This is a genomic window from Streptomyces sp. CS113, from assembly GCF_002188365.1.
Classification (GTDB): Bacteria; Actinomycetota; Actinomycetes; order Streptomycetales; family Streptomycetaceae; genus Streptomyces; species Streptomyces tendae.
Map to the genome: position 1 here is coordinate 4,895,202 of NZ_KZ195574.1, position 13,565 is coordinate 4,908,766.

A 13,565-nucleotide genomic window follows, 5' to 3' on the forward strand; every position below is an offset into this window, starting at 1 on the left:
CCCTGAGCGGTGTCACTCGAATGAGGGGTGTTGCTCGGCGGGACGGCTCTTTCGAATGGGTATTCGATAAAATCGGTACCCTGCACGGCGGCAGGCAGGACACGGTTCACAGGACCGGCCCCGGCTCGCGAGGGCGGGCGGGTCCGAGCGGAGCTTGGGGGTGCCAGGACCAATGGCGCGGCGCATCGACGTGACCGGCGCGGGCGGCGTACGCCTCGCGGCCTGGGAGTTCGGCGACCCTCCCAAGACCGACCGGGCGCACGCCCCGGCCCCGACCCCGTCCCCGTCGCCCTCCTCGTTCCCCTCGGCTTCCGGTGGCGGAGACCTGCCCGGCGTGCTCTTATTGCACGGCCTGATGGGACGTGCCTCGCACTGGGCCCCCACCGCCCGCTGGCTCTCCGCCCGGCACCGGGCCGTCGCCCTCGACCAGCGCGGCCACGGCCGCAGCGACAAGCCCCCGCGGGCCTCCTACACCAGGGACGCCTACGTCGAGGACGCCGAGGCCGCCCTGGAGCAGCTCGGCCTCGGCCCGGCCGTCCTCATCGGCCACGCCATGGGCGCGCTGACCGCCTGGCAGCTGGCCGCCAAACGCCCCGACCTGGTCCGCGGTCTGATCATCTGCGACATGCGGGCCTCCGCCCTCGGCGCCGCCTCCCAGCACACCTGGACCGAATGGTTCCGCGCCTGGCCGGTCCCCTTCGCCACGCTCGCCGACGTCCGCAAGTGGTTCGGCGAGGACGACCCGTGGGTGGAGCGCCCGAACCGGGCCCGCGGCGAGTTCTACGCCGAGGTGATGGCCGAGTCCCCGGACGGCTGGCGCCCCGTCTTCGAGCCGGAGCAGATGCTGCGCTCCCGCGAGACCTGGGTCTACGACGCCCACTGGGAGGAGCTGGCCCAGGTGCGCTGCCCCACCCTGGTCGTGCGCGGCCTCGACGGCGAGCTGGGCCGCGCCGAGGCCCAGGAGATGGTCCGCGTCCTGCCGAACGGCCAGTACGCGGAGGTCGCCGACGCCGGCCACCTCGTCCACTACGACCAGCCGGAGGCGTGGCGGACGGCCATCGAACCGTTCCTGAACACCCTCGGGGACGCCTGACCGGCGAGGCCCGCCTGCCCGCCCCGGCCGGCCTGCCCCGGCCTGCCCGCTCGCGCCGCTTGAGCGACCGCCCGCCGCCTGCCGTCAGGGCTCCGTGGCGCGCCCCCCGCCCGCCGCGGCGCGCGCCCGCCGCGCCGCCCGTCCGCCGTGGTCCGCAACCGCCGACCGTGCCGCAACCGCCGACCGTGCCGCGACCGTCGGCGGTGCCGGCCGCCGACCGGGCACCGCCCGCTCCCGGGCCGTCGGACGGCGGATCGAACCGTTCCTGAACACCCGCGGGCCGCCAGACGGCCCCGCCCGCTGTCCGACACCTGCGCGCCCGCCCGGCCGCCGCCTGCCTGGCCGTTGTCCGCGCGGCAGCCGCCTGCCGTCCGGGCCCCGTGGCGTGCCGCCCGTCCGCCGTGGTCCGCGACCGCCGACCGTGCCGCGACCGTCGGCGGTGTCCACTCACCGACCGTGTGCCGCCCGTCGCCGGGCGGCCGGTTCGTCAGCCCTTGCTGACCGCCGTGAGGATCTCCGGCAGCCGGTCCGCCGTGCGCGGCGCGGCCAGCCGCAGGCCCAGCAGCGTCAGCGCCGCGCCGTACACCGCGCCGACCGGCAGCAGCACCCAGCCCAGGTCCCCGGCGCCCGCGCTCACGTTCAGCCAGATCGTCAGCGCGATGACCGGCGCGCACAGCAGCGCCGCGCCGATCATGCCGCCGAAGATGGACACCCAGGCCAGCCCGACCTGACCGGGCGCGACGTTCTTGTACCCCTCCTGCGGGATGGAGTACGGGAACCGCGCCGACGTCCACGCGCCGGTCGCCAGCATCGCCCCGAGCAGCGCGAAGGACAGACCGAGCGCCTCGGGCAGCGTCCGCCAGTCGTCGAGCATCGCGGTGGTCAGCACCGTGACGAGGGTGGCGTACGGCAGCGTGATCAGCAGCAGCGCCAGCGCGCGGGCCCGCAGCTCGACGTAGGCGTCCCGGGTCGAGGAGATCGTCATCGCGACCATCCAGAACGCGGACGTGTCCTGCCCGAACTGGTTGTACATCTGGATGCCGAGCATCCCGGCGGCGAAGCAGGCGAAGTAGACCGAGCCGGTGCCCTGCCAGGCGTTGAACACCGGCACGATCAGACCGATGGCCAGCGACGTCACCCACGCCGCCTTGGTCTTCGGGTCGCGCCACACATAGCGCAGGGTCCGCTCCATGGTGGTGCCCGTACGGCCGGCGGGCAGCCACCGGGCGGGCCCGGCCGGGCCGCGCTCGCGCACCGCCTTGGCGTCGCCCTGGAGCGTGGAGCCGTCGGGCGTCGTCATCAGCCGCGTCAGGTGGCGGGCCCACACCCGCAGCAGCAGCCCCAGCGCCGCGGCCGTCAGCGCCAGCTGGGCCAGTGCGACGCCGTACGACCCGTCGCTCGCCGCGTCCATCGCGCCGACCGCCGACGCGGGCGGCACCCAGCGCACCACGTCGGCCACCGGGTCCAGCTCGCCCAGCCCCGACGATCCCAGCCGCTGCGCACCGAAGTTGACCAGCTGCGCGCCGACCGCGACGACCAGCCCGCTCAGCACCGCGAGATCGCGGCCCTTGCGGCTGGTCAGCAGCCGTACGTTGGCGGCGGCGACGGCCCGCGCCAGGGTCACGCACACCAGCAGGGCGAGGACCGCGCCGACGACCCCGACGGCGTACGCCGCCCCGCCGTGCGCGACCGCGACCACCGAGCCGGCGAACACGCAGAGCGTGAACAGCGGCCCGATGCCCACCAGCGAGGACGTGAGCAGGGCCCGCACCAGGGGACCGGGCCGCAGCGGCAGCATCACCAGCCGGGTCGGGTCGAGCGTCTCGTCGCCGCCGGGGAAGAACAGCGGCATCACCGCCCAGCCCAGGGCGAGCACCGCGGCGAGCAGGACGCCCAGCGAGTCCGCGTGCGCGTACCCGCGCAGGGCGATCAGGCCGATCAGCTGGAGCGCGGCGAAGAGCAGCACGACGACGAGGGAGGCGAGGTAGGCGGCCCGCCGCCCGCCGGACTGCCGCAGCCCGTTGCGCAGGAGCGACAGCTTCAGCCGTACGAAGACGGGCGTGATGGACGCGCCGGACGGGGCCGGTGAGCCCGGCGAGCCGGACGGGACCGGCGCGGCCGGTGTGGTCGGCGCGCTCATCGGGACCCGCCGCCCAGCCAGTCCAGGTCCGACCCGGCGTTCCGGCCCTGCGCACCGACGAGTTCGAGGAACGCCTCCTGCAACGAGGCCGCCTCGCCGCGCACCTCGGCGAGCGTCCCGGTGGCACGGATGCGGCCCGCCGCCATGACGGCCACCCAGTCGCACAGCGACTCCACCAGCTCCATGACGTGGGAGGAGAAGACGACGGTGGCGCCGGAGGCGGTGTAGCGCTCCAGGACGCCCCGGATGGTCTGCGCGGAGACCGGGTCGACGCCCTCGAACGGCTCGTCCAGGAAGAGCACTTCGGGGTTGTGCAGCAGCGCGGCGGCGAGCCCGATCTTCTTGCGCATGCCGGTCGAGTAGTCGACGACCAGCTTGTGCTGGGCCCCCGCCAGGTCGAGTACGTCCAGCAGCTGGGTGGCCCGCTTGTCGACCTCCTCGCCGGGCAGCCCGCGCAACCGGCCGGTGTAGCCGAGCAGTTCCCGCCCCGACAGCCGCTCGAACAGCCGCAGCCCCTCGGGCAGCACCCCGATCCTGGCCTTCACCTCGACCGGATCGCGCCACACGTCGTGCCCCACGACCTCGACCGACCCCTGGTCCGGCCGCAGCAGCCCGGTCACCATGGAGAGCGTGGTGGTCTTCCCGGCCCCGTTGGGCCCGACCAGCCCGATGAACTTCCCGGCCGGCAGCTCCAGATCGATCCCACCCACGGCCACCTGCTGCCCGAACCGCTTCCAGAGCCCCTGAACCCGCACCGCGCTGCTACTCACCACATCTCCCTCCGTCGAGTTGAAGCCTACGGGGGAGCAACGCCGGTAAAGGGGCGCGGGGAACTGCGCGACAAGCCACGCTCGGCCGGTACCCGCCGAATCACAGCACCCGGCACGTGAATAGGCGCCCCTAACGATCCCGCCCGCACGCATACGCCAACGGCGAGATCAACTCCTCCACATCCGGCAACCACCGATTCACCGCGGTCGGCCGGCAGGCCCACTGCACCGCACCCCACGACCCGAACCGCGTCGGCGGCGCCGCCACGTACGAGCCCTCCCCGAGCACGCCCAGGTCCAAGACCCGGGGCGCCCACCCCAACCGCCGCACCAGGTCCGGCACCTTCACCCCGGCCCCGGGAAGAACGAAGAACCGCATCCGCCGGTCCGGCGCCAGCGTCACCGGCCCCAGCGTCAGCTCCATCCGCTGCATCCGCGCCAGCGCCAGGAACCCGGCGGTCTCGGGCACGTCGATCGCGTCGAACGTCCGCCCCGTGGGCAGCAGGATCGACGCCGTCTGCTGCTTCTGCCACATCCGCCGGGCGCCGGTCGCGCTGCCCGTCGCCTGCGCCGCCCAGTCCTCGCGCGCCGGGTGCGCGCCCGGGGCGGCGCACGCCGGGTCGCCGCAGGAGCAGCGCTGCGCCCCGTCGACGGGCACCAGCCAGGTGCCGGGAAACACGTCCCAGTGACGCTCCTCGGCGTAGCGAACGGCGGTCTCCAGCAGCGAGGTGCCGCGCTGCTGCGGGATCTGGGCGGCTTCGGTGCCGGGGATGGTCTCTTCCACGTGGATCTCAACTCCCGTGCCCACCGGGGGTTACGGGCGCCGTGCGCGCCGGGGAGGTGCGTCGGCGCCGCATTCGGGGCGCATGGGTGCATACCTGGGGGCGCGCAGGAGGATTCACCGCGGGAGCTGGGTAGCCAGCACTGGGGCCGGCACCGGCCGTTACCCCGGCAATCCTCGTAAGCATCGCAAGCTTCGCAAGTCTCGCATTGTCGGCACATCGACTGGGCATTGATCTTCACGGCCGGATCCGTCGCTTCTCGTCCAACGATCCGCCGGGACAGCATCGAGACCGCATGAGACCGCATGGGGGTTACGCCATGGCCGCAAGGCCTCTCGTCGCGCGGCAGCCGAACGAACGACTGCAAGCGCTCATTCAGGAAGCGGGCTGCTCGAACGCGGGCCTCGCCCGCCGGGTCAACGTGTGCGGGGTCGAGCACGGTCTCGACCTGCGGTACGACAAGACCTCCGTGGCCCGCTGGCTGCGCGGCCAGCAACCGCGGGGCCGGGCACCGGCGATCATCGCCGAGGCGCTCGGACGCAAGCTCGGCCGCACGGTCACGATCGACGAGATCGGCATGGCCAACGGCAAGAACCTCGCGTCCGGCGTCGGCCTCCAGTTCTCGCCGACGGTACTGGGGGCCATCGAGCAGGTCTGCGAGCTGTGGCGCAGCGACGTGGGGCGCCGGGACTTCCTGTCCGGGTCCTCCGTCGCGGCCTCCGCACTCGTCGAGCCCAGCCGGGACTGGCTGATTTCCGCCCCCGACCCGCAGGTGTCGCGATCGGCCGGGCCGCGGGTGGGCCAGTCCGACGTGGCCGCCGTACGGGCGATGACGCAGGCCCTGGTGGACCTGGACCACCAGTACGGCAGCGGGCACGTGCGGCCCGTCCTCGTGCACTACCTGAACAGCGTCGTCTCGGGACTGCTGGCCGGCTCCTACCGGGAGGCGGTCGGCCGGGACCTGTTCGCCACGGTCGCGCGCCTGACCGAACTGGCCGGATACATGGCCGTCGACACCGGCCAACCGGGCCTCGCCCAGCGGTACTACATCCAGTCGCTGCGGCTCGCCCAGGCGGCCGGGGACCGCGGCTACGGCGGATACGTCCTGGCCGCCTCCATGAGCCACCTCGCCGCGCAGCTCGGAAACCCGCGTGAGATCGCCCAGTTGGCGCGGGCCGCGCAGGAGGGCGCACGGGGGCGGGTGACGCCGCGCGCGGAGGCGATGTTCCACGCCGCCGAGGCCCGCGGGCACGCGCTCCTCGGCGACGTGCGCGCCGCCCACGAGGCGGCCGGGCGGGCGGTCGGCGCGATGGAGTCGGCCGATCCGGCCTCCGGCGACGACCCGGTGTGGATCAGCCACTTCGACGAGGCCTATCTCGCCGACGAGTTGGCGCACTGTCACCGCGACCTCGGCCAGGCGGACGCGGCCGCCCGCTACGCCCGGCAGTCCCTGGACGGGCACCCCGCGTCACGGGCGCGCAGGCGGGCCATCGGCCATGTGCTGTTGGCCACGGCGCAGGTGCAGCAGCGGGAGATCGAACAGGCCTGCCACACGGCGACGAAGGCGGTGGAACTGCTGGAGACGCTGCGCTCGAACCGGGGCGCCGAGTACCTGGACGACTTCCAGGCCCGCCTCGAGCCGTACCGGGAGGAAGCCGTGGTCAGGGAGTTCGGTGCCCGGCTCGACCTCCAGGCCGCCGCGTGAACGGACGGGGCGCGGATGAGTGAACACGCGTGAAACTCCGCCGCGGTGAGCGGGCATGGACATCAACAGCGCACCGCGGCCTGGTTTTGTTACTGCTGTCACAGGGAAGGAGTTGACGCCCCGGGCGGCGTGGCAGTGGGCTCGGGGGACCCGGTAGCGTGAGCCGACGATTCCGAAGGTCCCCCATTCGTAGGAGTCCCGGTGACGCAGAGTGGACAGGGCGAGGAGCCCTCGCCGCGGCAAGCGCGCGAAGGCATCGTGCTGCCCTCGGACGGCGGCGAGCCCTTGCTGCCCGGTCTGGCCGGTGCTCCCGTCGGCCCGCAGGCCGGTGGCCCGGCGCCCGCCTCGGCGCCGCCCGGCGGCCAGGCCTGGGACCGGCCCTGGGGCCCCGACCAGCAGCAGAGCCCGTCCTCCGGCCAGGGCTGGCCCACCCCGCCCGGCGCCGAGCCGTGGGGCGCCGCGGAGACCCCGCAGCAGTCCGCTCCGCCGTCGACGCAGGCCTGGCCGCCCGCGCAGGGCACCCCGGCACCGGCCCCCGGCGCCCTGCCGCCGCAGGCCGGCCCCGGCCCGCTGCCGCCGGAGGGCGCGCAGCCGTCGTCGTACGGGGCACCGGTCGGCGACCAGTCCTACGGCGCGCAGCCGCCGTACGGGCACCAGCAGCCCCAGCACCACCAGCCCCAGCACCACCAACCGCAGCATCACCAGCCCCAGCACCACCAGCCCCCGCAGTATCCGCAGCACGGCGGGGGTGTCGCGCCGCTGCCGCCCGCCGACGAGGGCGCGACCCAGTACATACCGCACATACCGCCGGCCGGACCGCCCGCCGACGAGGGGGCCACCCAGTACCTGCCGCCGGTTCCGCCCGCGGGGCCGGGCGCGCTGCCTCCGGAGAGACCCGCGCAGCCGCACGCCGCGGAGTCGACGCAGTACCTCGGCCAGGCTCCGCACTACGCCGCGCAGCCCGCGGCCGGGCACCAGCCCCCGCCCGCCGCACCCGCGCCGCACCCCGACGCCGAGGCCACGCAGTACATCGCGCCCGTGCCCGGCGGCCCCGCCGGCGCCCCGTTCGGCGCCGCACCCGGCACCGACGAGGGGCGTCAGCCGCCCGCCGAGTTCGACAACCTCTTCCGCGGCGCTCCCGGTGCCGACGGCCCGGCCTCGGCCACCCAGCAGATGCCCCGCTTCGACGAGCCGCAGGCGCCGTACCCGTCCGGCCGGCCCGGGTACGTCCCGCAGGGCCCGGGCGGCGGCGGTGGCGGCGGCAGGCGGCGCGGGAACGACGACGGCGGCGGCCGCGGCGGCCGCTCCGGCTCCCGGCTGCCGCTCCTCGCGGCCGTCGGCGTGGGCATCGTCGTCGTCGGGGTCGGCGCCGGCGCGATGATGGCCGGCGGGGGAGAGGACGAGGACAAGGGCGGCAACCAGACGGTGTCCGCCACGGCCCCCGCCTCCGAGTCCGCGTCCGCCCCGGCCTCGCCGTCCGTCGACCCGGCCCGGCAGCAGGCCGTCGAGCTGGACAAGCTGCTCGCCGACAGCGGCACCGGCCGCACCACGGTGATCAACGCCGTGGGCGACGTGAAGACCTGCGACAACCTGTCCCAGGCGGCCAAGGACCTGCGCGAGGCCGCCAAGCAGCGCACCGGGCTGGTCGACAGCCTCGCCAAGCTGTCCGTGGACAAGCTGCCCGGGCACACGGAGCTGACCACCGCGCTCAACAAGGCGTGGCAGGCCTCCGCGTCGGCCGACAACCACTACGCGGCCTGGGCCGACCGGACGGCCGGCAAGAAGGGCTGCAAGAAGGGCAAGGCCGCCACCCAGCCCTCGGCGGCCAACCGGGAGAGCGGCACGGCCAGCAAGGAGAAGGCCAAGGCCGCCAAGCTCTGGAACGCCATCGCCGCCAAGTACGGCCTGACCGAACGCCAGCCGACCCAGCTCTGAGCCTGCGCCGCGGGGTCCGGCCCCCCGGCGGCCGGCCGGGCCCCGGGCCACGTCCGCCGTCAGACAGGCCCTAGGCCACGTCCGCGTTCTGCAGGGTGCGGGTGGTGTCCACCGCGCCCCGGCGGGCCGAGACCAGGCGGCCGTCCCGGACGACCTGGAGGGTGACGTCGGCGTTGACCAGGCGCGGGAAGCCGACCGAGGCCAGCTTGTCGGCGAACGTCCACCGCAGGTCGGGGGTGAGCCCGCCCGTGCCCACCTGGAGTCCGTCGTCGAGGGCCCGGCGTACGGTGTCGGCGCTCACCTCGCCGTCGCCGAGCGACTCGACGACCTTCTTGAGCACGGTGTACGCGATCCAGGTCGTCTGCACCCCGGCGTCGGCCGCGTCGACGTCGTTGTTCCCGAACGCCTGCTCCTTGATCAGCTTCTTCAGCCCGTCCCAGGCCGGGTCGCCCACCGACGGGTACCAGCCGGTGACGTACGCCCCCTCGTAGGGCCCGGCGGCCCCGCCGCTCGCGTTGATCGTCGTCTGGTCGACACTGCCGAGCACGGTCGCGGTCCGCACGTCGGGGTGGTCCTCGCTCGCGCGCCGGAAGGAGTCCATGAAGGTGCCGGTCCGGTCCCCGAGGACGGGCACCACGCAGCCCGGCTCGCCCCGGCCGGTGCCCTCCCGCGCCAGCGCCCGCCCGGACTGGTCGTCGTACGAGGTGGCGTCCTCCGCCGCCCGCTGGTCGTGGGCCCGCTCGTGCCCGCCGGAGCTCAGCCCCGAGTCCAGCAGCGCGGGCAGCTGGTCGCCCGCGATCGTGTCGGGGCGGACCAGCGTCACCGGCCCGCAGGCATCGGCGAGCGCGCTGCCGAGCCCCGCGAGCAGCGCCGGCTGGCCCCCGTTGACCGGGTACGACAGCGGACTGGTGAACTCCGTGTTGGTGAGGCCGTAGCCGCCGATGTACGGGATGCGGGCGCCCTCGAGGACGGGGAAGAACGAGTCGGCGTACTGGCTGTAGGAGCCCACGACGGCGACCGCGTTCTCCTTGACGGCACGGCGGGCGCACTTCGCGGCGGCCACCCTGTCGTTGTGGTCGTTGCAGGTCAGCACGTTGAGCTTGCGGCCGTCGAGGCCGCCCTGGGAGTTGACCCAGCGGGCGTAGGCCTGGGCGAGGGCGGGCATGCCGGGCTTGTTGGTCGCGCCGGTGTCCTGCGGCGCCCAGGTCATGACGGTGATCGGGCCGTCGCCCCCGGAGCCCCCCGTGGCACCGGGGACGACCCCGCAGCCGGCGGCGAGTGACGCGCACGCCACCAGCGCGCCCGCGGACAGGACGCCGGTGCGGGTGGCCCGGGAACGGCCGCGGAGGCCGCCGGGGAGAGTGCTGCGGATGGGTCGCCTGCCGGTCATGTACCCGCACGATTCCGTCACGGGGCCAACCTGGGAGTGACCTGCGGTCAACGCGTGGTGACGCCGAGGTGAATTGCGGGCGCCGCGGGGAGGCGGGACGGAGGAACGTAGGATCGACGATCGTGCAAGGTTCGGAGAACTCTTCCCGTCGCGGCCGTCGCTCCTCCACCATGGGCGGCATGCCACTCAACGACATGCCGTGGTGGCGCTGGCGCAGTCAGGTGCGCTCCGCGCTGCACATGCTCTCCGCCCCCGCCTTCCAGCGGGACGTCTGGCTGGCCGGCGTCGACGGCTACGGGGACGTCACCGACGCCGTGTACCGCCTGGTGGAGGACACCTGGCTGGACCACTGGTCGGCCGAGAAGTACGTGGGCACGGTCTTCCGCGACTCGCAGGAGGCGGCGCTGGTCGACACCGCCGTGCTGCGGGTCCTGCGGATCATGCACCAGGTGGGACCGGACGCGCCGGTGACCGCGTACCTGGAGCACGCGGACTGGCCGGAGGCGGTGCGGGCGGCGCGCGACGCGCACGTACGGCTGGCCACCAGTGACGGCGAGGACCCGGAGGCGGAGCCGCGCACGCTCGAGGTGCTGCACATCCTGACCCGGTCCGCCTGACGGGACGGCACGCGGTCCGGGGGGCCGGATATGGGACCCTGTGCTGCATGAACGCGCAGTCCTCCGCCGCCGTCCCCTCGGCCGACGCCCCGGCCGACCAGTACGTCCTCACCCTGTCCTGCCCCGACAAGCAGGGCATCGTGCACGCCGTCTCGAGCTACCTGTTCATGACCGGCTGCAACATCGAGGACAGCCAGCAGTTCGGGGACCACGACACGGGTCTGTTCTTCATGCGGGTCCACTTCTCGGCCGGTGAGCCGGTGACCGTGGACAAGCTGCGCGCCAGCTTCACCGCGATCGGCGACGCCTTCCACATGGACTGGCAGATCAACCGGGCCGACGCGAAGATGCGCATCGTGCTCATGGTGAGCAGGTTCGGGCACTGCCTCAACGACCTGCTCTTCCGCGCCCGGATCGGCGCGCTGCCCGTGGAGATCGCCGCCGTGGTGTCCAACCACACCGACTTCGCGGAACTGGTGGGGTCCTACGACATCCCCTTCCATCACATCCCCGTGACGAAGGACACCAAGCCGGAGGCCGAGGCCCGGGTCCTGGAGATCGTGCGCGAGGAGAACGTCGAACTGGTCGTCCTGGCCCGCTACATGCAGGTCCTCTCGGACGACCTGTGCAAGGCGCTCAGCGGCCGGATCATCAACATCCACCACTCCTTCCTGCCGAGCTTCAAGGGCGCGAAGCCGTACCACCAGGCGCACGCGCGGGGCGTGAAGCTGATCGGTGCGACCGCGCACTATGTGACGGCCGACCTCGACGAGGGGCCGATCATCGAGCAGGAGGTCGAGCGCGTCGGCCACGACGTCACGCCGGACCAGCTGGTGGCGGTCGGGCGGGACGTGGAGTGCCAGGCGCTGGCGCGGGCCGTGAAGTGGCATGCGGAGCGGAGGATTCTGCTCAACGGCCGCCGGACGGTGGTGTTCGCCTAGCGGGACGGGGGTTCGGGTTCGCGGGCGACTGCGCGAGCAACCACCCACCATCCGCAGCCGCCCGCGTTTCCGCAGCCGCCCGCGCTTCCGCAGGCGCCCCCTACAACCGGCTCAAGCTCGCCGCAGCGAACAGCACGTCCCGGATCGCCTCCCGGTCCCCGACCTGACCCGCAGCCGCCTCCGCCGGAGGCACATGGCCCGCCGCCAGCCGGCAGAACTCCACACCGTCCAGGGCGACATGGGCCACCTCGTGGTCGGCGGAGCCCACCGCGCCCGGGGAGTCCAGCGGGATGAGCCACTCGCCGCCGCCCGAACCCTCGATCTCCAGCCGCAGGCTCCGTCCCGGCTCGCCCGCGGCGACCAGGTGCGGGCGGTCGCCGGGCGCGGCCAGACCGGCCCGGCGGCGGGCCGCGAGGACACCCGGCAGCATCCGGGCCGCGAGGTCGATCATGCCGTTGAGATGGCGCGCGGACGGCGGCTCGTACGGATAGTCCACCGCCTCGGCGATGTCCTCCGCGTGCACCCAGCACTCGAACGCCCGGTCCAGCATCGCGTCCCGCAACGGCAGCTCGAAGTCGCCGTACGAGACCGGCATCCCGCCCGCGTCGCCGGTGAACGCCACCGTCCGGACGATGCTGTGGCTCTGCGCCCGCCAGGGCGCCCGCACCGCCCGGGTCGGCGGGTAGTGCGAGGCCCGCCAGTACGCCTCGGTGCGGGCGGCCGGTGTCCGGGTGGGCGCGGTGATGTCCCCCAGCGGGTCGTCGAGGCCCAGGGGGACGGCGACCGTGCCGTCGACCGTGAGCAGGTGGGCGATGACCCCGGCGACGGTGGTACGGCGGCTCGCGGTGTCGTCGCCGTCGAACCAGCGCAGCCGGACCGGGGCGTGCCACTCGGCGTCCCCGAAGTCCTGGAGCAGCGCGTCGAGGCGGGCCGTCTCGGCGTCGTAGGGCGCGGCCCACTCGGGCACCGGGATGCGGGGCGGGCGCCGCTCCAGGCACCCCTCCAGGACCCGGGTGCGCAGGGCGGGGTCCAGATCGAGGCTCTCCGGGCGCTGGAGCAGCGTGACGGCCTCGCGCAGCCGCAGCGCCTCCTCGGCGCAGGCCTCGCACTGCCCGAGATGGTCCTCGACGGCCGCCGCCTCCTGCGCCGAGCAGGCGGCCAGCGCCCACGCGCCCAGCAGCGACGTCAGCACCTGGTGATCCAACACGACCGGCGCCGCCTCGGGCAGCGCGCGCCCGCCGTCCTCGACGGAGGCACGGGGCGGCGGAATCCGCGCCCCGGTGCCGGGGCCCGCCGCGTCGTCCCCGTACCGGTCGTGTCCGCCGCGTCCGCCGTGCCCGTCGTGTGTGCCGTGCCCGTCGTCCTCGTCGTACTCCTTCATGCCGCACCCCCGTACTCGGGCGGAGCCCCGGGCGGGTGCGGGGCGGTGCCGGCGTCGCGGGCCGTGGACAGCAACTGGAGGCCCAGGCGGAGGCGGCGGCGGGCCTCGTCCTCCGTGACGCCGAGGTCGGCGGCGGTCTGGCGGTAGTCACGGCGCTGGAAATAGGCCAGCTCCAGTGCGGCGCGCAGCGGAGCCGGCATGGACTGGACGATGTAGTCGGCGCGGGCGGCGACCGAGGCGTGCCGCACCTTGGTCTCCAGCTCCTCCGCGGTGCCCGGACCGCCCCGGACGAGGGCCGCGGTCTCGGTGGCGCGCAGCCGCTGGACGGCGAAACGGTGGGTGAGCGTGGCGATCCAGGTGCGCAGCGGGCCCTGCCGGGGATCGTAGGCGTCGGGGTGCTCCCAGACGTGCGCGAAGACGTCGCGCGTGAGGTGGTCGGCGGCCCGCTCGTCGTCGAGCACGCGGTGCGCCAGACCGTGCACCAGCGAGGCGAACCGGTCGTACAGCTCGCCCAGGGCGGCGGCCTCGCCGCGTGCGAGCCGCTGCTGCATCTTGCGGTCCCAGCGCAGTGGTGCGTCCCTCTTCGCCATGCGGTCCCTCCACCCCCTCCTCGGTCCCAGCCTGCGGCCGCCCTCTCCCCGAATGTAGTCGGCACGTCCGACAGCGCACGCCCCTTTGTTCCAATGCGCGCCCCCGGCCGGCCGGAGGTGATATGTGCCTCCACTACCCTCTATCGTGCGACCGAATTCGATCGAACAGGATCGAAACCGTCTGAAACAAGCCACTTCCGACCGGTCCCCGTTTCCGCCGC

11 protein-coding genes are annotated in these 13,565 nt (G+C 74.2%); 5 read left to right on the top strand and 6 right to left on the bottom strand.

What is annotated here, in order from left to right:
* Window positions 1-172: 172 nt before the first annotated feature.
* Entirely contained in the window at window positions 173-1,093 is a 921-nt protein-coding gene (locus tag B9W62_RS21880) for an alpha/beta fold hydrolase (RefSeq protein ID WP_087808758.1), read from the top strand.
* A gap of 487 nt (window positions 1,094-1,580) precedes the next feature.
* Here the strand turns inward: B9W62_RS21880 and B9W62_RS21885 are convergent, their stop codons facing one another.
* From B9W62_RS21885 to B9W62_RS21895, 3 genes are all read right to left on the bottom strand, one after another.
* Window positions 1,581-3,233 (bottom strand): transporter, encoded by a 1,653-nt coding sequence (locus B9W62_RS21885; RefSeq protein WP_087808759.1) that lies wholly within the window; start codon window positions 3,231-3,233, stop codon window positions 1,581-1,583.
* Window positions 3,230-4,006, bottom strand: coding sequence for an ABC transporter ATP-binding protein (locus B9W62_RS21890; RefSeq protein WP_087808760.1), 777 nt, complete (start codon window positions 4,004-4,006; stop codon window positions 3,230-3,232). The genes B9W62_RS21885 and B9W62_RS21890 overlap by 4 nt, the downstream gene beginning before the upstream one ends.
* Before the next feature lie 127 nt (window positions 4,007-4,133).
* The gene (locus B9W62_RS21895; protein WP_087808761.1) at window positions 4,134-4,787 is read right to left on the bottom strand and encodes a bifunctional DNA primase/polymerase; all 654 of its coding nucleotides are present in this window, start codon (window positions 4,785-4,787) and stop codon (window positions 4,134-4,136) included.
* Window positions 4,788-5,104: 317 nt separating this feature from the next.
* On the opposite strand from B9W62_RS21895, the gene B9W62_RS21900 reads away from it, so the two are divergent.
* The gene (locus tag B9W62_RS21900; protein WP_087808762.1) at window positions 5,105-6,490 is read left to right on the top strand and encodes an NsdA family TPR-like regulatory protein; all 1,386 of its coding nucleotides are present in this window, start codon (window positions 5,105-5,107) and stop codon (window positions 6,488-6,490) included.
* A 201-nt stretch (window positions 6,491-6,691) separates the two neighbouring features.
* The gene (locus tag B9W62_RS21905; RefSeq protein ID WP_256976543.1) at window positions 6,692-8,425 is read left to right on the top strand and encodes a hypothetical protein; all 1,734 of its coding nucleotides are present in this window, start codon (window positions 6,692-6,694) and stop codon (window positions 8,423-8,425) included.
* Between the two features lie 70 nt (window positions 8,426-8,495).
* Here the strand turns inward: B9W62_RS21905 and B9W62_RS21910 are convergent, their stop codons facing one another.
* Window positions 8,496-9,815: an ABC transporter substrate-binding protein gene (locus tag B9W62_RS21910; protein ID WP_087808764.1), complete on the bottom strand. Its 1,320-nt coding sequence runs from the start codon at window positions 9,813-9,815 to the stop codon at window positions 8,496-8,498.
* Between the two features lie 170 nt (window positions 9,816-9,985).
* Here B9W62_RS21910 and B9W62_RS21915 point away from each other — a divergent pair, with 170 nt between their 5' ends.
* Window positions 9,986-10,432 carry an SCO4402 family protein gene (locus B9W62_RS21915; RefSeq protein WP_087808765.1) on the top strand — a complete coding sequence of 149 codons (447 nt, stop codon included), beginning with the start codon at window positions 9,986-9,988 and terminating at the stop codon, window positions 10,430-10,432.
* 47 nt (window positions 10,433-10,479) lie between these two features.
* A complete protein-coding gene (gene purU, locus B9W62_RS21920; RefSeq protein WP_076975586.1) occupies window positions 10,480-11,373 on the top strand; it encodes a formyltetrahydrofolate deformylase in 894 nt (297 codons plus the stop codon).
* Window positions 11,374-11,473: 100 nt separating this feature from the next.
* On the opposite strand, the gene B9W62_RS21925 is transcribed toward purU, so the two are convergent.
* Both B9W62_RS21925 and B9W62_RS21930 read right to left on the bottom strand, forming a co-directional pair.
* The gene (locus B9W62_RS21925) at window positions 11,474-12,754 is read right to left on the bottom strand and encodes a zf-HC2 domain-containing protein (protein ID WP_087808766.1); all 1,281 of its coding nucleotides are present in this window, start codon (window positions 12,752-12,754) and stop codon (window positions 11,474-11,476) included.
* Window positions 12,751-13,344, bottom strand: a complete 594-nt coding sequence (locus B9W62_RS21930) for a sigma-70 family RNA polymerase sigma factor (protein ID WP_087808767.1) — start codon at window positions 13,342-13,344, stop codon at window positions 12,751-12,753. Before B9W62_RS21930 ends, B9W62_RS21925 begins: the two co-directional genes overlap by 4 nt.
* Window positions 13,345-13,565: the final 221 nt, after the last annotated feature.

Coding starts and splice junctions, on each gene's coding strand:
- B9W62_RS21880 (WP_087808758.1), top strand. CDS start 173: ATGGCGCGGCGCATCGACGTGACCGGCGCGGGCGGCGTACGCCTCGCG.
- B9W62_RS21885 (WP_087808759.1), bottom strand. CDS start 3,233: ATGAGCGCGCCGACCACACCGGCCGCGCCGGTCCCGTCCGGCTCGCCG.
- B9W62_RS21900 (WP_087808762.1), top strand. CDS start 5,105: ATGGCCGCAAGGCCTCTCGTCGCGCGGCAGCCGAACGAACGACTGCAA.
- B9W62_RS21910 (WP_087808764.1), bottom strand. CDS start 9,815: ATGACCGGCAGGCGACCCATCCGCAGCACTCTCCCCGGCGGCCTCCGC.
- B9W62_RS21915 (WP_087808765.1), top strand. CDS start 9,986: ATGGGCGGCATGCCACTCAACGACATGCCGTGGTGGCGCTGGCGCAGT.
- purU (WP_076975586.1), top strand. CDS start 10,480: ATGAACGCGCAGTCCTCCGCCGCCGTCCCCTCGGCCGACGCCCCGGCC.
- B9W62_RS21925 (WP_087808766.1), bottom strand. CDS start 12,754: ATGAAGGAGTACGACGAGGACGACGGGCACGGCACACACGACGGGCAC.
- B9W62_RS21930 (WP_087808767.1), bottom strand. CDS start 13,344: ATGGCGAAGAGGGACGCACCACTGCGCTGGGACCGCAAGATGCAGCAG.